This window comes from Agromyces sp. PvR057 (assembly GCF_040547485.1).
In the GTDB taxonomy this organism is placed as follows: domain Bacteria; phylum Actinomycetota; class Actinomycetes; order Actinomycetales; family Microbacteriaceae; genus Agromyces.
Genome location: NZ_JBEPPT010000003.1, coordinates 181,976 through 198,825 on the forward strand (window position 1 = coordinate 181,976; position 16,850 = coordinate 198,825).

At 69.3% G+C, this 16,850-nt stretch carries 12 protein-coding genes and 1 tRNA gene; 8 read left to right on the top strand and 5 right to left on the bottom strand.

The window, feature by feature from the left end:
• Positions 1-43: 43 nt before the first annotated feature.
• Both ABIC29_RS13570 and ABIC29_RS13575 read right to left on the bottom strand, forming a co-directional pair.
• Positions 44-2,560 carry a glycoside hydrolase family 65 protein gene (locus tag ABIC29_RS13570; RefSeq protein WP_116080112.1) on the bottom strand — a complete coding sequence of 839 codons (2,517 nt, stop codon included), beginning with the start codon at positions 2,558-2,560 and terminating at the stop codon, positions 44-46.
• On the bottom strand, positions 2,557-3,531 hold the full coding sequence (locus tag ABIC29_RS13575; protein ID WP_354246109.1) for an HAD family hydrolase: 975 nt from the start codon (positions 3,529-3,531) through the stop codon (positions 2,557-2,559). Before ABIC29_RS13575 ends, ABIC29_RS13570 begins: the two co-directional genes overlap by 4 nt.
• A gap of 109 nt (positions 3,532-3,640) precedes the next feature.
• Between ABIC29_RS13575 and ABIC29_RS13580 the strand changes: the two genes are divergently transcribed.
• The 4 genes from ABIC29_RS13580 to ABIC29_RS13595 all read left to right on the top strand — a co-directional run bounded on the left by ABIC29_RS13580 (position 3,641) and on the right by ABIC29_RS13595 (position 7,341).
• Positions 3,641-3,724, top strand: a tRNA-Leu gene (locus ABIC29_RS13580).
• Between the two features lie 392 nt (positions 3,725-4,116).
• Positions 4,117-5,052: a DUF2599 domain-containing protein gene (locus tag ABIC29_RS13585; protein WP_354246112.1), complete on the top strand. Its 936-nt coding sequence runs from the start codon at positions 4,117-4,119 to the stop codon at positions 5,050-5,052.
• Between the two features lie 2 nt (positions 5,053-5,054).
• Complete coding sequence (locus ABIC29_RS13590) at positions 5,055-5,273, top strand: hypothetical protein (RefSeq protein WP_354246115.1); 219 nt, start codon at positions 5,055-5,057, stop codon at positions 5,271-5,273.
• A gap of 253 nt (positions 5,274-5,526) precedes the next feature.
• On the top strand, positions 5,527-7,341 hold the full coding sequence (locus ABIC29_RS13595) for a threonine/serine exporter family protein (protein ID WP_354246118.1): 1,815 nt from the start codon (positions 5,527-5,529) through the stop codon (positions 7,339-7,341).
• A 78-nt stretch (positions 7,342-7,419) separates the two neighbouring features.
• Here the strand turns inward: ABIC29_RS13595 and ABIC29_RS13600 are convergent, their stop codons facing one another.
• Together ABIC29_RS13600 and ABIC29_RS13605 are read right to left on the bottom strand one after the other, a co-directional pair.
• Entirely contained in the window at positions 7,420-8,892 is a 1,473-nt protein-coding gene (locus tag ABIC29_RS13600; RefSeq protein ID WP_354246120.1) for an NAD(P)/FAD-dependent oxidoreductase, read from the bottom strand.
• Between the two features lie 94 nt (positions 8,893-8,986).
• Complete coding sequence (locus ABIC29_RS13605; RefSeq protein ID WP_116080117.1) at positions 8,987-9,253, bottom strand: hypothetical protein; 267 nt, start codon at positions 9,251-9,253, stop codon at positions 8,987-8,989.
• Between the two features lie 163 nt (positions 9,254-9,416).
• Here ABIC29_RS13605 and ABIC29_RS13610 point away from each other — a divergent pair, with 163 nt between their 5' ends.
• The 4 genes from ABIC29_RS13610 to ABIC29_RS13625 all read left to right on the top strand — a co-directional run bounded on the left by ABIC29_RS13610 (position 9,417) and on the right by ABIC29_RS13625 (position 15,322).
• The gene (locus ABIC29_RS13610) at positions 9,417-12,488 is read left to right on the top strand and encodes an alpha-mannosidase (RefSeq protein ID WP_354246123.1); all 3,072 of its coding nucleotides are present in this window, start codon (positions 9,417-9,419) and stop codon (positions 12,486-12,488) included.
• The gene (locus ABIC29_RS13615; RefSeq protein WP_354246125.1) at positions 12,485-13,807 is read left to right on the top strand and encodes an MFS transporter; all 1,323 of its coding nucleotides are present in this window, start codon (positions 12,485-12,487) and stop codon (positions 13,805-13,807) included. The genes ABIC29_RS13610 and ABIC29_RS13615 overlap by 4 nt, the downstream gene beginning before the upstream one ends.
• 234 nt (positions 13,808-14,041) lie before the next feature.
• Positions 14,042-14,485: a hypothetical protein gene (locus ABIC29_RS13620; protein WP_116080120.1), complete on the top strand. Its 444-nt coding sequence runs from the start codon at positions 14,042-14,044 to the stop codon at positions 14,483-14,485.
• A gap of 252 nt (positions 14,486-14,737) precedes the next feature.
• Complete coding sequence (locus ABIC29_RS13625) at positions 14,738-15,322, top strand: hypothetical protein (protein WP_354246129.1); 585 nt, start codon at positions 14,738-14,740, stop codon at positions 15,320-15,322.
• A gap of 324 nt (positions 15,323-15,646) precedes the next feature.
• On the opposite strand, the gene ABIC29_RS13630 is transcribed toward ABIC29_RS13625, so the two are convergent.
• Positions 15,647-16,693 carry an NAD(P)-dependent alcohol dehydrogenase gene (locus tag ABIC29_RS13630; protein WP_116080121.1) on the bottom strand — a complete coding sequence of 349 codons (1,047 nt, stop codon included), beginning with the start codon at positions 16,691-16,693 and terminating at the stop codon, positions 15,647-15,649.
• Positions 16,694-16,850: the final 157 nt, after the last annotated feature.

Consider the following 16,850-nt stretch of genomic DNA (forward strand, 5'->3'; position numbering starts at 1 on the left):
GATTGTGTGACATGCTAGCCCGCTCCACTGGGAACGGGATTCCTCAATCCACGGGAATCGCCGTTTCGTCGGAGTCGAGGTCGAGCGAGAGCGTCGGGATCGACGCCGTCAGCAGCGTGCCGTCGGAACGCCGCGAACCGGTGACGTCCTTCATGCGCGGAGCGCCCGTGAGGCGCGGCCCGTGGCCGTCGAGCGGCACCGAGACATCCGTGCCCGACCTCACGAGGACCTTCTCGCCGCGCACCGAGACCTCGGCGAAATCGCCCTCCTCGACGTGGAACGAGATCGAGTCCGCCACGAGCGAGACGCGCAGGCGCGTGCCGCGCAGCGCGATGCGGAAGGTCAGCCGCTCCCAGCCGTCGGGCAGGCGCGGATCGAACGTGAACCGGCCGCCGTGGTCGCGGAATCCGCCGAAGCCCATGACGAGCGCACCCCACACGCCGCCCGTGGACGCGACGTGCACGCCGTCGGCCGCGTTGTGGTGAAGGTCGGCGAGGTCGACGTAGAGCGCGGAGCGGAAGTAGCGCACCGCCAGGTCGTGGTACCCGACCTCGGCGGCGATGATCGACTGCACGACCGCCGACAGCGTCGAGTCGCCCGTGGTCAGCGGGTCGTAGTACTCGAAGTCGGCGAGCTTCTGCTCGGCCGAGAAGCGGTCGCCCTGCAGGTACAGTGCGAGCACGACATCGGCCTGCTTCAGCACCTGGAAGCGGTAGATCACGAGCGGGTGGTAGTGCAGCAGCAGCGGGCGGCTGCTCTCGGGCGTGTTCTCGAGGTCCCACAGCTCCTTCTCGAGGAACGCCGAGTCCTGCGGGTGCACGCCGAGCTGCTCGTCGAACGGGATGTGCATGTGCGCCGCGGCCCGACGCCATTCGCCGACCTCCCCGGGCGTCACGCCCAGGCGGGCGACGAGCTTGGCGTACGCGACGGGGTCGCGCAACTGCAGGCCGTCGACGGCGGATGCCGCGGACGCGAGGTTCGCCCTCGCCATCACGTTCGTGTAGAGGTTGTCGTTCACGACGGTGGTGTACTCGTCGGGTCCGGTCACGCCGTGGATGTGGAACACGTCGTCGGTCGTCGCCCCGGATCGCCAGAAGCCGAGGTCCTCCCACATGCGCGCGGTCTCGACGAGCACGTCGATCGCCCCGCGCCCGAGGAAGTCGGTGTCGCCGGTCGCGGCCACGTACTGGCACAGTGCGAAGGCGATGTCGGCGTCGATGTGGTACTGCGCGGTGCCCGCCGCGTAGTAGGCGGACGATTCGAGCCCGTTGATCGTGCGCCACGGGAACAGGGCGCCGCGCTGGTTCAGCTCGAGGGCCCTGGCGCGCGCGTTGTCGAGCATGCGCTGGCGGAACCGCAGCACGTTGCGCGCCACGATCGGCGCCGTGAAGCTGAGGAACGGCATGACGTAGATCTCGGTGTCCCAGAAGTAGTGACCGCCGTAGCCGGATCCGCTGACGCCCTTCGCGGCGACGCCGTCGCCATCGGTCCGGGCGGTGGCCTGCACGAGCTGGAAGAGGTTCCACCGCACGGCCTGCTGCAGCTCGGGCTCGCCGTCGATCGTGACATCCGACCGCTCCCAGAAGTCGTCGAGCCACGCGCGCTGGTGCTCGAAGAGCTCGGCGACGCCCAGTTCGGCACCCCGGTCGAGGGTGCGGTCGCACCGGTCGACGAGCTCGCGGGACGGCACCTTGCGGGCCGTGTGGTAGCTGACGTACTTCGTGATGCGGATCGGCTTGCCCTGCTCGGCGCGCACACGGTAGATGTGCTTCGCGAGGTCGTCGCCGATCGTTCCGGACTCGGTGAAGTCGTTCTCGGTGGCGATCGAGTGCTCGACGCCGACCGCGATCGTCATGCCGGAGTTCGTGCACTGGTAGCCGAGCATGTAGCGACCGCCCTCGTGTCGCTGCACCCGGGGCTGCAGCACGCGATCGGCGAACATCTCCGCCTTGCGCGGGTCGAACGCGCTCGGCGCCTCCTGCACGCCGGAGCGGTACTCGTCGCGGCCGTCCTGCCGGTTGAGGATCTGGCTCGAGATCGTGACCGCCGCATCGGCGTCGAGCATCTCGACCTCGTAGTCGAGCACGGCGAGATGGCGATCGGTGAACGAGACCATGCGCCGGCTCGTGATGCGCACGTGCTTGCCGGACGGCGTGCGCCAGACGATGGCTCGCGACAGCGCGCCCTGCCGGAAGTCGAGGCGGCGCTCGTAGTCGATCAGCTCGGCGATCGTGATCACGAGGGGCTCGTCGTCGACGTAGAGGCGGATCACCTTGGCGTCGGGCGCGTTCACGATCGTCTGCCCGACGCGCGCGAATCCGAACGCCTCCTCGGCGTGACGGATCGGCCAGGTCTCGTGGAACCCGTTCACGAAGGTGCCGTGCAGGTGGCCGTCGCGGCCCTCCTCGATGTTGCCCCGCAGGCCGAGGTAGCCGTTGCCGACGGCGAACAGGGTCTCGGTGCGCCCCATGTCGTCGACGCCGAACTCGTTCTCGACGAGTGCCCACTCGTCGATCGAGAACCGGTTGCGGTCGAGGGGGTCGGTGTCGGCGAACCTCATTCGGCGGCCCTTTCGTCTGGGTTCTCAGATGTCATGCGCGTGGCTGCCGCGCGTTCGACCGCCGGCAGCAGCTCGTCGAGCTCGTCGACGATGACGTCGGCGCCGAGCTCGCGCAGCGTGTCGCGGCCGACGCCGCGATCGACGCCCACCACGAGCGCGAAGTCGCCGTCGGCACCGGCCCTGATGCCGGACTCGGCGTCTTCCACCACGGCGCATGCCGTCGCCGGCAGCCCGAGCAGCTCGGCCGCCCGGTCGAACATGTCGGGCGCCGGCTTTCCGCGGATGCCCTCGCGCGCGGCCACGAGACCGTCGACCACGATCGTGAAGCGGTCGTCGATGCCCGCTGCGGCCAGCACCGACGGGGCGTTCTTCGAACTCGAGACGACGGCCACGCGGCATCCGGCGCCGATGACCGCGTCGAGGAACGCGACGCTCGCGGGATAGGGCGCGACGCCCTCGTCGGCGAGCGTCGCGTTGAACGCGCCGTTCTTGCGGTTGCCGAGGCCGTGCACGGTGTCGACCTCCGGCCCGTCGGTCACCTCGCCCTCGGGAATGCGGATGCCGCGGCTCTCGAGCAGGCTGCGCACGCCGTCGTAGCGGGGCTTGCCGTCGATGTACGCGAAATAGTCGCCCTCGACGTACGGCGCAACGCCGTGCGCCTCGAGGTAGGGCGTGAACAGCCGGGACCACGCGTGCATGTGCACGATCGCCGTGGGCGTGAGCACCCCGTCGAGGTCGAAGAGCCAGCCGCGGACGCCGGTGAGGTCGACCTCGGCCGGGGAGGTGGGGGCGTCGTCGGTCGTGTGGTCGTCCGTCTCGGTGCGGCCCGGTGCGTCGGGTCGGGTTTCGGGGGTGTCTGGCGAGGTCACGGCCGTCCTTTCGTCGTGCCGGTCGCGGCACTGGGGCCAGCCGTTCGATGCTATTGCGCCGGGGTGCGCGAGCGCGAGGGCGGATGCCGGGGTTCGGAGCATTCACGGAGGCTGCGGGCGCCGCGCTCAGGGCCCTCCCGGCTCGAATGGCCTTTGCTCTCGCAAGATGTTAGGCTCTCGTGGCTGGACGCATTACGGTGCGACCACATTTGCGCGAGTGGCGGAATTGGCAGACGCGCTGGCTTCAGGTGCCAGTACTCGCAAGGGTGTGGGGGTTCAAGTCCCCCCTCGCGCACACACCAGGAACGGCCCGGATCTCGATGAGCTCCGGGCCGTTCTCTGTGCTGCGCAGTGGCCGTCGACCGACCCCGCCGCTCCGAGCATGGGGTGATGCAGACGGATCGCGTCGCCGTCGCGCGACGAACGACGTCCACCTGATCAAACGTGACGAACGCTCATTCGGGCGAGGGGTTCTCCGCGCAAGTCCTCACATGTGACGACTGCCTCCCTGATGGGCGGTGACCATACGTTGTGCGTTGTCTGCGGAAACGTCCGCACAGACATGGCGTCGACACCCGACCGATCGGACATCCAGCTCTGCGTGCTGAGACAGCACCAGTCGGCTCGGCGTCCTCCGGCTGCTGTCGGCGCCGCTTCATGTCCCAATGAATGATTCGGAGGTGCGCGGTGCGCACAACACTCACCTACGCGACGGCGGCTGCAGTCGTGGCGTTGATCGCGGCTGGAGCTCTGCCGGCGAACGCTGCTGAAGCCGGTCCAGGTAGCGAGCTGGTCGCGGCGGTAGCGGAAGCGGCCCCTGACCTCGTCGGCAGCGCTGCACCGCTGGCGGACACCTCGAGCGGCGTCGAGGCAGACCTGGCGCAGGGTGAGGTGACGCTTCCGGGCTCTTCGAATGACCCGATCGTGGCGGAAGCAGCGGACGGCACCACCTTCTCAGTGGCGCTTCCCGAAGCCGGGTCCTCGGATGCGGAGGTGTCGGATGGAGCGGCCAGCTACGACCACGGTGACGGCAGTTCGTCCGTGGTGTTCGTCAACCCGGATGCGAGCGTCACCATCACGAGCGTGATCGAGGGCGCGGATTCACCGAGCACGTTCTCGTACGAGTACGACGTTGCCCTCGAATTGTTCGCCGACGGCGGTGTGGTCGGCTACGACTCGGACGGCGAGCTCGCCGTGACCATCGCATTGCCCTGGGCGCTCGACGCGAACGGCCGGAATGTTGACACCTGGTACTCGGTGGAGGGAAACACGCTGACGCAGCACGTCGACCACCGCGCGGAGGGTGTTGCGTATCCCGTGGTCGCCGACCCGGTGAACTACGGCGGGAACTTCATGTACACGAAGATCCTGCAGAACAGCTCGAGCCAGGGCACGATCATCAGCGTCTACCCCGCATTGGTCAAGTTCCCCCTCTATTCGAACGACACGATCTTCGCGAACTACAAGGCCATCGTGCCGAGCACCTACGAGACGCAGAAGTACCGCGACCAACTCATCTGCCATGTCTGGAACGCCGGGCAGCTGAAGACGCCATGGAACCTGGACTCATGGCGTCCGAACGTCGGCTACAACGCGACGGTGCTCGCACTGTGCAACCCTTGATCATGCGAGCGATCATCTGGGCGATCATCTGCATCGTCGGAATCTGCGGTGCGATCGCCGGTGCCGTCACCCTGTTCAACAGCGGTGTCATCGCCGACGCCACAGGGACTCCAGGCAGCTCGCCGTGGGGCTGGATCAGCCTCATCGCGGGCGCCGTCATGGCGTTCCTCGGGTTCGTGAAGCTGATGCAGGCATTGTCGAAGGCGCGCGGCCGCGGGTAGATCGCCGCGCTCGACAGCGGTCGGCCGATCCTTCCTCGTCGAAGGGTCGGCCGGCCTCTTCGGCCACGTCGTGGAACGGGAGCGAGCGCGGGTGGCGCCGACGGCCGCGGAAGCGTGCGCTGCGCGGGGTGCGGCCCTACGCTTGGACGCGTGTCGTGCGGGGGCGCGGCGGATCGGGGGCACCGTGGAGTTCCGCTCCGGCACCGTGATGCGCGCGCGGCGGGCTTCGGCATCCGCGCGGGGGCCGAGGCGCGTGACCGCCATCGTCGTGCTCGTCTGCGCGCTGGGCGCGAGCGCGGCATCCGCCCTGCTCGCCTCTCCTGCGGTCGCCGCGGCATCCGTCATCAGCGCGGCGGATGTCGCGACCGAACGTGTCGCGATGGTGCTGCCGGAGCAACGGGCGCCCGAGCGGCGCCCGGCCGAGTGGCGTCCGGCCGAACCGCTGCCGGAGCAGGACCCGACGCCGACCCCGACGCCGACCCCGACTCCCACGCCGACCCCGGATCCGATCGAGTCCGACGACCCGGCGCCCTCCACGCCGCCGCCGACGACGGAGCCGACGGAGGAGCCGACGACGCCGCCCGAGACCGCGGAGCCGACGCAGACCGCCGAGCCGACGCAACCCCCGACCGAGACGCCGGTGCCGACGCTGGTGCCCGCGGTGCCGCCCGCCGCCGCCGACCCGACGACGTCGGTGCTCACGTGGGTGATCGCGGCGATCGTGCTCGTCGTCGCAGCCGGGATCCTCCTCATGGTGCGGAGTCGGGGGAGGGATGTCGCGGCGGTCGACGGTGCGATCGTCACCGGTACGCCGGCGGTGCCGTCGGCGTCGGCCGGCGGTGGTGCGCCAGACGTCGATGCCGCCGCCACGCTCGCCGCGATGGAGGACATCGGCGAGGCGATGACGGACGCCGGATACTCGGTCACCACGATCCGCCAGACCCTCGAGGACGTCGGCCGCGCGAACGGCATGGCCGACACCGGGATCGTCGTCTTCCCGACCGCGCTGCTCGTCTCGGCGCGCGGCATCGGCACGACGAGCACCGGGGCCGTGACGAGCGGGGAGCGGACGCTGCTGCTGCACCAGGTCGACGAGCTGCAGGACATCGTCGACGCGGCACGAGCGGGCACGGCCGCGCCCGACGAGATCCAGGAGCGGATCCGCCGCATGCGCGAGCGTCCTCGCCCGTACTCGCCGGTGCAGCGGGGTGCCGCGTACGTGCTGCTGAGCGCCGGGCTCTCGGTGCTGCTCGGGGCCTCGTGGACGGGGGTCGTGTTCGCGGGCATCCTCGGCGCCGGCGTCGGTGCGGCGCTGCTGGCCGGCGAGCGGCTCTCGGGGCGCTATCGCGCGCTGCTGTCGGTCGGCATCGCCTTCACCGTGGCGATCGTCGTGCTGCTCGGCCTGCGTCTCGGACTCGACTCCGGCGTGCTGCCGGCCCTCATCGCTCCGCTCGTGGTGCTGCTGCCGGGCGCGCTGCTCACGGTCGGCACGATCGAGCTCGCGACCGGCCAGATGCTCTCGGGCGCCGGGCGGCTCGCGGCCGGGGCGATGCAGCTCGTGCTCCTCAGCGTCGGCATCGTCGCGGCGGGCGCCCTGGTCGGCGTCCCCGCGATCGAGGCGACGGGTTCGGCGACGGCGCTCGGCGTCATCGCGCCGTGGATCGCCGTCGCCCTGTTCGGCGTGGGCATCGTCGTCTACCAGTGCGGGCCGCGGGGGTCGCTGGGCTGGATCCTCGTGGTGCTCTACGTCGCCTACGGCGCCCAGGTGCTCGGCGCCGTGTTCTTCGGCGGCGTGCTCTCGGCGCTCATCGGCGCACTCGTGGTCACGCCCGTGACGGCGATCGTCGCGCGGCAGCCGTCAGGGCCACCTGCGCTCGTGAGCTTCATGCCGGCCTTCTGGCTGCTCGTGCCGGGAGCACTCGGGCTCGTCGGCGTCGCGACGGTGCTCGGCGGGGAGGCGACCGGGTCGAGCTCGCTCGTCACGACGCTCGCGACGATGGTCGCGATCTCGCTCGGCGTGCTCGCGGGCACGGCGTTGTCGAGCCGCATCGGGCGGCCGGTGCTCTGAGGCTGGGGCAGGGGGCCGAGGCGCTGGTCTCGAGACGCTTCGCTCCTCGACCGGCGGAGGGGTCCTGACCGGCGGAGGCTAGTCGACCGGTGCGACGGTGGTGTTCGACTCGGCCGGCGACTCGACCTTGATGACCTCGTCGGCGCGATCCGACGCGAGCGCCGCCTCGGTCGCCTTGAGCTGCTCGGGCGTGAGTCGCAGGCGCTCCGCCTTCGAGGGGCGGATGGCGGGCACGTCGCCGACGATCGGCACGGGCGTGCGCCAACGACGGAATCCGTAGCGCGCCCAGAGCCCGACCATCGTGCTGAGCCGGTTGCGCGATCCGAGCAGGCTGTTGATGTGCACGAAGAGCCACGCGGCCCAGGCCGTGTAGCCGGTGAGGCCGATGAGGCGTCGGAATCCGGGCATGCGGCCCAGGAACCCCATCGCGTGCAGCACGGGCAGGCTCGCGAGGCCGGGGATCTCGCCGACCGCGGACCGGCGCCCGATGATCGCCAGCTGGCCCTTGTCGTGGTACTCGAACCGCTCGGTGGGCTGGCCGGCGAGGATCCGGATGATCTGCCTGCCGATGTGCCGGCCGCCCTGGATGGCCGGCTGCGCGAGCTGGGGGAGGTCCTGCGGGGCGATCGCGACGTCGCCGGCCGCGAAGACGCCGGGCAGGCCGTCGACCTGCAGGTCTTCGCCGACCCGGATGCGGCCGTTCCCGTCGAGCGGCAGGCTCCAGTACTGCACCTCTTCGTGGGGAGCGACGCCCGTCGCCCAGACGGTCATGTCGGACGGGATCGATCGCCCGTCGGTGAGCACGACCGCCCGCTCCTGCACCTCGGCGACGCCGGCGCCGAGGCAGAGCTCGACGTCGCGCTTGCCGAGCTGGGCGGCGGCGTAGCTGCGCAGCTTCGGCATGAACGGCTTCAGCAGCTCCTGCCCGCGCTGCACGATCGTGATGCGGAAGGCCTCGCCGTCGAGTTCGGGGTACGCGGGCCGCAGGCCCTGGTCGCGGAGCTCCGCGAGCGATCCGGCCATCTCGACGCCGGTCGCGCCGCCGCCGACGACCACCACGTGCAGGCCGTCGGTGCGACCCTCCTGCTGGGTCGCGAGCTCGAGCCGCGTGAACAGGGTGTCGCGGATGCGGATCGCCTGCGACCGCGAGTACACCGCGAACGCGTGCTCCTTGGCGCCCGGCGTGCCGAAGTAGGCGGTCGTCACGCCGTTCGCGAGCACGAGGTAGTCGTAGTCGATCGTCTTGCCGTCGAGCAGGCGCACCGACCTGGCCTCGGGGTCGATCTCCATCAGGTGCTCGTGCACGATGTCGAGGTTGGGCTGGTGCATGCGGAGGCTCCGCAGGAAGTGGGTGACATCGCCCGGGTTCAGGCCGCCGGTGGCCACCTGGTAGAGCAGCGGCTGGAAGGTGTTGTACACCCGGCGGTCGATGAGCGTGATGCGCACGGGCGCCTTCGCGAGGGCCTTCGCCGCGTTCACGCCGGCGAAGCCGCCGCCGACGATCACGACGTGGGGAAGGGAGGCATCGGATGCCGCAGCTGAAGGTGTCACATGACAACGGTACCCACCCCGGGGCGCGTCACGGGCACCCGCGGTCGCCCGCGGCATCCGGCTCCCGACTTGGGGGGTTACCGAAGAGGATCGCTCAGAGGGATTCCTCGTCGGGCTCGGCCTGCACCGGGTCGCTCTCGGACGGGTCGAAGTGGTACTTCACGTACCGCTCGTCGCCGACGGTGCGCTCGTCGCCCGCGACGTACCAGAAGATCGACTCGATGCCCTGCACGGCGGCGACCGTCGAGACGCGCTGTTCGATCGCGCCGTCGATGAGCACGCGACGGTCGGCCGTACCGGCCAGCGGTCCGTCGACGTACTCGGCGATGTATTCGACTTCGGTGCTCGTGTCATCGGTCATGGAACCAACGTACGCCTCCTCATCGACGCGCGCAGGGATCCGGACGCGCCCGCGCCCTCGGTCCGCAGCCCGTCCCTGACCTAGACTGCTGCGGCGACACCCCCATCGCGCCGCACCGACGCGGCCGGGCCATGAGGTGATCGACCTGATCTGGAGGCGGCACATGGGGTTCGGCGATTTCCTGTTCGGGCTCGCGGCGCGCCAGCCGGCCGAGTACCGGCGACTGCGAGCCATCCGTCGTCGCATCTACCGTCGCGTGGCTCCGCTGCACGCCGAGATCGTGCGCTCGTCGGAGCCGATCGCGTTCGCCGACGTCGACCGATCCCGGTTCGAGCCGCTCCGGCCCGGGTCGGCGTGGGGCGGCGTGTTCGACTGCGCCTGGCTGCGGATCACCGGCGAGGTGCCGGCCGGGGTCGAGAACCCGGTGGTGCTGCTCGGCATCCGGGGAGAGGGGCTGGTGTACTCGCCTGCGGGCGAGCTGCTCGACTCGGTGAGCACGGTCTTCCAGCAGGGCGATCACCCGCACAGCGGCGGCCGGTACCGGCCGATCCAGGGCGTCGACGTCTCGAACGGCCGCATCGAGTTCTACGCCGACGTCGCCTACAACGGGTTCATCCTCTACGAGGTGGGCCGCGGCCGGTATCACGGAGCCCAGCTCGCGACTCGCGACGACGAGGCGTACTCCTTCTATTACGACTACCTGACGCTCGTCGTGCTCGCGGACGCGACGGATGACGCGGCGCTGGCGTCCGAACTGCGGCGCGACCTCTCGTCGGCCTGGGCCGCGTTCAAGGGCGGCGACCTCGCGGGCGCGAGGAGCGCACTCGCTCCTGCGCTCGCCGCGCCGTCGACGAGCGACTTCACCTACGACGCCGTCGGCCACGGGCACCTCGACATGGCGTGGCTCTGGCCGCTTCGCGAGACGCATCGCAAGTCGGCCCGCACCTACGTGCGTGCGATGAACGCCCTCGAGCGCCGACCCGACTACGTGTACGGCACGAGCCAGCCGCAGCAGATGCACTGGATGCAGCAGGAGCATCCGGCCCTCTTCGATCGCATGAAGGCGGCTGTCGCCGACGGCCGCATGGAACTGCAGGGCTCGTTCTGGGTCGAACCCGACACGAACCTGCCGTCGGGGGAGTCGCTCGTGCGCCAGGCGCTCGTCGGCCGCGGGTTCCTGCAGGAGCAGTTCGGGCTCACCGACGAGCAGTTGCGGCTGTGCTGGCTGCCAGACACGTTCGGCTACAACGGCAACCTGCCCCAGATCCTCAAGAAGAGCGGCATGGACTGGTTCCAGACCATCAAGCTCGCGTGGAACAAGACGAACGACTTCCCGCACCGCACGTTCACCTGGCAGGGCATCGACGGGTCGAGCGTGCTCGTGCACATGCCGCCCGAGGGCGACTACAACAGCCGCGCGGGCGCCGACAACCTGCTGACCGGGCTCGCGCGCTACCCCGAGAAGGCCCTCGAGACCGCCCTGCTCGTGTACGGCTCGGGCGACGGCGGCGGCGGCCCGAACGAGATCCACCACGAGCTCACCGACCGCGAACGCGACCTGCGCGGACTGCCGAAGGTGCGGATGTCGACGGCGGGCGACTTCTTCCGCCGGCTCGAGCAGCGCGACATCGCCCACACCCACGTGGGCGAGCTCTACCTCGAGACCCACCAGGGCACGTACACGACGCAGGCTCAGATCAAGCGCCACAACCGACTCGTCGAGCGCAAGCTGCACGAGGTCGAGGCGCTGGCCGTGCTCACCGGCGACGACCACCGGCCGGTGCTCGCCGCGCACTGGCGCGAGGTGCTGCTGAACCAGTTCCACGACATCATCCCCGGCTCGTCGATCGCTCGCGTCAACCGCGAGGCGATCGCCACGTACGAGCGCATCGAGCGCGAGCTCGACGTGTATGCAGCCGAGCTCGTCGGGCGGCTCCCGCAGCGCTCGGGCAGTGGTTCTGGTTCAGGAGGTTACCCGCGAGCGGATGCCGCGGGCGCGACGTCGAGCGCACCCGTCACCTCGCCGCGCACCGCCCTCAACCTCACGAGCCACGCGCGCGACGAGATCGTCAAGGTGGACGACGGCTGGTATCGGGCGGAGGTCGGACCGTACGCCGCGGCCGTGCTGCGACCGGCCGACGCGGCATCCGACCTCGCCGTCACCGACCACGGCCTGGGCAACGGCCTGCTCACCCTGCGGTTCGACGCCGACGGCGTGATCGTGTCGTGCCGCGATGCCGACGGCGCCGAGCATGCGGAGGCCGGGCTCAACCGCCTGGTCGTGCACCGAGACCCGTACGTCTGGCCGTTCAACGCGTGGGACATCAACCCCGACTACGTGAAGCGGCCGACGCGCGTGCTGCGTCTGTCGCATGTGGAATCCGGCATGGACGGCCCGACCGTGTGGCGCACGCAGGAGTACCGCTCGCGCGCGGTGACGGTTCGCCAGCGGATCGTGCTCGAGGCCGGCAGCGACGTGGTGCGCTTCGAGACCGAGGTCGACTGGCACGAGAAGCACCGCATGCTGCGCGCCGAGTTCCGGCCGGCGCACTTCGGCGACACCGTGCGCTGCGAGATCCAGTTCGGGCACATCGAGCGCGTCACGACCGAACGCGATTCGGTCGAGCAGGCGCAGTTCGAGGTCTGCGCGCACAAGTGGATCGCCACCGAGGACTCCGGCGGCGGCTTCGCCCTGCTCAACGACGCGAAGTACGGCCACCGCGCCAAGAACGGGCTGTTGAGCCTGAACCTGCTGCGCGCCCCGACCTTTCCCGACAAGACGGCCGACCGCGGCATCCATCGCTTCACCTACGCGTTCACGCCGTTCGCGACGGGCGACCTCGCGAAGGTCGTGCGCGAGGCGTACCGGTTGAACAACCCGCTGCAGGTGACGGATGCCGCGCCCTTCGAGCCAGCCGTATCCGTCGACGACCCCGGCGTCATCATCGAGACGGTGAAGCGTGCCGAGCACGGCGACGGCGTCGTGCTGCGGCTGTACGAGAGCCTCGGGCGGGCGACGACGACCGCGCTGCGGGTGGCGCTTCCGCGGGTCTCCATGGGGGCCGCCACTCCACCGGCCCCAACGGATGCTGCGGCATCCGTCACCGGCACGTTCACCGCCGTCGAGACCGACCTGCTCGAACGACCGGCCGGCGCCGGCGAAGACGTCGACCTCGAGCGGCTCGAGTTCGGCCCCTTCGAGATCAAGACCATCCGGTTGGAGACCCGCCCGTGAGCCAGGCCATGCAGACGACGATCGCACCGCGCACGCAGGCGAGGGCCATCGTCACCGCGGGGTTCGGCCAGAACTTCGTGCTCACCACGGTGTCGACGTTCATCCTCGTGTACCTGCTGCAGTACGCCGGCATCAGCAGCGGTGGGCTCGCGGCCGTCACCGTGATCATCACCGTGTCGAAGTTCGTCGACGCCGTGCTCGACCCGCTGATGGGCAGCATCGTCGACATGACCCGGTCGCGGTGGGGCAAGCTGCGCCCGTACATCCTGTTCTCGGCGGCGCCGGTCGCGGTGCTCTCCGGCCTGCTGTTCGCCGTGCCCGACGTCGAGGAGCCGGCGAAGATCGCGTTCTTCGGCGTCACGTACATCCTCTGGAGCCTCGCGTACACCGTGTGCGACGTGCCGTTCTGGGGGCTCATCGGCTCGGCGTTCGTCGAACCCGACCGACGTACGCGGGTCATCGGCAGCGTGCGCGCCTTCGGCTCGATCGCCCTCGGCCTCTCGACCCTGGGCATGCCGTGGATCGCGAAGCTGCTGAGCTTCGCCCCAGAGACCACCGGCAGCGGGTGGACGCGCGCCGTGTTCCTCACCTCGTTCCTCGGCATGGGCGTGTTCCTGCTCGCGTTCTTCTTCACGCGCGAACGCAAGACCGCCGCGGCATCCGACGGCCTCAGCGTTCGCCAGCTCGTCACGACCCTCTTCAAGAACACGGCGCTGCTGACCGTGCTGCTCGCGTCGGTGCTCGGCTTCGGACGCTTCATCGTGCAGGCGGGCGGCGCGCTCTTCGTCGTGATCGCCTACGGCGACGAGGGCGCATTCACCCTCGTCGGCGCGGCGATCATCGTCGGCATGGTGATCTCGTCGTTCACCAGCCCGCTGCTGCTGCGCCGGATGTCGGCACGACGCGTGATGGTGTGGAGCTCGTTCATCGCGGCCGCGCTCTACCTGCTGATGTTCGTCGTCGGCTTCGCGAACCTCGCGGTGCTGCTCGTGTTCATCTTCCTCACCGGACTCATGCTCGGCGTGTTCCTCGTGACGCAGGCGACGATGATCGCCGACTCGGTCGACGATGCCGAGCGCCGCCTCGGGGTGCGCAACGACGGCATCTCGTTCGCGTCGCTCACGTTCGTGTCGAAGATCATGAACGCGCTCGCCGTGCTCGTGTTCGGCGTGTTCGTCGTCATCGCCGGCTACGAGCGCGGCGTCGACGTGACGCCCGAGATGCAGAAGACGGTGTTCCTGGCGCTCACGATCGTGCCGGCGGTCAGCTGCGTGCTGTCGGCGCTGCCGTTCATCAGGTGGCGGCGCTCGGCTCGCTGAGCACCGGGTTCACTGGATCGGATGGCGTGGCGGCCGTTGCGGCGTCGCCCCCCCACGAAGGGGGCTGTTCCTGATTCCCACAGCAGGAATAGGCTCCCCGAGGCCGCTTGGAACCGGACGGCTTCGATGTGGATGGCTCCGACTCCCCCACGGCCCGCGGCAAGCCGGATCAGACGTCGAATCTCGTCAAGCGGCACCCGGGCAAGCTGTGCCCACCCAACCCGAAGGAACAGAATGAACAAGATCGCCAAGACCGCCCTCACCACCTCACTTGTCATCGCCGGCGTGTTCGGTGCGTCGGGAGCGGCCAACGCCGCCGACGCCCTTGACCTGGGCTCGCCGTACCTGACGCACGGCACCATCGGAGCGGCACACGTCCGCGGTGGTGACTGGGTTCTCACGTCCACCGCAACCACCACGGCGGCGGCAGGATTCGCGTCCTACAACGCGCCCGCCGCTCTCCTCAACACGATCACCGCGAAGACCACGCAGATCGAGCGTCTGCGTCTCACGTTCACCCCGGACGCCGACGTCACCCCGGAGGCACTTGCCGCCGAGTTCGCGTCCGAGTCGGAAGACCTCGCCGTCGGCTCGACCTGGTTCAAGGGATTCGTCGTCGGTAACTCGCAGGTGTTGAACGGCAAGGTCGTCGTCCACGTCTTCCGCATCGCCAAGTAGGACTGACTCCTGCGGCTCGCCACCCTGCAACGAAGGGTGGCGGGCTGGCATCGGTTGACCGTTCCAAACTGTCCGTGACAGGTCCGGTCACCATCGGTGAGATCGATGACCACTCTCCTCACGCTCGCCCGGCTCTCTCGGGCGCCCGCAAGGGATGGCGACGCGGTCACAACTGCATGACGATCCAGATGCGGACCTTCGGTCACCTTCTGCGTTCGAAACAATGTGGCGTGCCGTTCGAAGGGAGTCCCGGTGATCAGTCCGCTGCGTGAGGTGCAATGGCCGCCTGAGCAGGCCTACCAGCACAAGGCCCGTGTACTGCGCGGGTGGGTGATCGCACTGGCCGTCACCGTCGCGGTTGGAACGCTGATTCTCGGCGGACTGATCGTTCGACTGTCCTCCACCACACACTTTCCAGTCGTCGTTTCGTCGCCACGCGACTGCCGGCTCAGCGAGGATGCCTACGCACCAAAGCTGTACATCGCCGCAGACCTAGCCGCGATGTCCGACGGGTCACTCATGAACGCATCCCCGATCAATCCGCGCGACCGGGGAGTGGCTGCCGTCGGCGTCGTCTCTTCATTGCCGCCTCTCTCAGCGCTCGATGATGCCGAGATCATGCACATCGCCCACGAAGCCGAACAGAACGAAACCTGGTTCGGTGACGACGAGGTGACCGGGGTCCTCGTCGCGGTCGTTGACACCGGAGGGCAGACAAGCGGTCACCTAGAGGGACTGAGAACGACGTGGGCCCTCGGGGAACCCGTTGTCCAGCAAGATCTCCCGCTCGGTGTCAAGTTCACACCCACGACCTGCACAGTGACTACAACGGGATGACGTCCACGCCGTCTCTGTCCTTGGCCAACCTCTCTCGCGTGGATCGCTGGCGCCCGATAGCCGGTCCGCCAACGCCCCGAAGGTTCGATCGCGGCCAGAAACCGCACAGCCGCGGGAGAAGAGAACGACAACACCACGAGCAACAACCTCCAGAACGGGGTGTTGCATCGATCAATAGAATCCGGGGTCCGTTAACTGCAACCAGGTCCCGGGGCGAATGATGGCGAGCGGGCGACGGACGGCAACCAGGGTTCGTGGGCCGGATGCCGCAGGCGGCAGCGTTCCGCGAGGAGGGCGCGCCGCGGCATCCGTCACCGCGTTGAGCTAGCCGGCGAGGGTCTTGGCGTCGATCACGAAGCGGTAGCGCACGTCGCTCTTGAGCACGCGCTCGTAGGCCTCGTTGATCTGGGCGGCCGAGATGAGTTCGATCTCGGGCGCGATGCCGTGCTCGGCGCAGAAGTCGAGCATCTCCTGCGTCTCGCCGATGCTGCCGATGCTCGAGCCCGCGAACGAGCGGCGGTTGCCGAAGAGCGTGAACACGTGCACGGGCAGCGGCTCAGGCGGGGCGCCGACGCTCACGAACGTGCCGTCGAGCGCGAGCAGCGAGAGGTACTTGCGCAGGTCGATGGGGGCGCTGACCGTGTTGATGACGAGGTCGAAGCGGTTACGGAGCTCGTCCCACGTCGTGTCGTCGCTCGTGGCGAAGTAGTCGGTCGCGCCGAAGCGCACGCCGTCGTCGCGCTTGGAGAGCGTCTGCGAGAGCACCGTCACCTCGGCGCCCATGGCCGCCGCGATCTTGACGGCCATGTGGCCGAGTCCGCCGAGCCCGACGACCGCGACGCGCTTGCCGGGCCCGGCGTTCCAGTGCGCGAGCGGCGAGTAGGTCGTGATGCCGGCGCAGAGCAGCGGCGCGGCTGCCTCGTAGGGGATCGTCGCAGGTACCTTCAGCACGAAGTCCTCGTCGACCACGATGTGGGTCGAGTAGCCGCCCTGCGTGATCGAGCCGTCACGGTCGCGGGCGGCGTAGGTCTGGGTGTTGCCCTTCAGGCAGTAGTTCTCCATGCCGGCCTTGCAGTTCTCGCACTCGCGGCACGAGTTGACCATGCAGCCGACGCCGACTCGCTCGCCGACGGCGTGCTTCGTGACATCCGCCCCGACCTCGACGACCTCGCCGACGATCTCGTGCCCGACGACCTGCGGGTAGGTGATCGGACCCCAGTCGCCGCGCACGGTGTGGATGTCGGAGTGGCACACGCCGGCGTACCGGATCGCGATGAGCACGTCGCTCGGTCCCACCTCGCGACGTTCGATCGTCGTGGGGACGAGCGGCTCGGTGGCGGACGGGGCGGCGTAGGCGTGGACGGTGCGCACGGCGGACTCCTTCAGGGTCGAGCGGTGGGACGGTGAGAGCGGAGTGTCCAGCTTATGTCGACGAGGTCTCGTGGCCTCTGATCGCGTGTGATCGTTCACATCGCATGCGCGATCAGTTGCAGCCAAGTCGTTGACGGTAGGGAATGCGTTTCCCTAG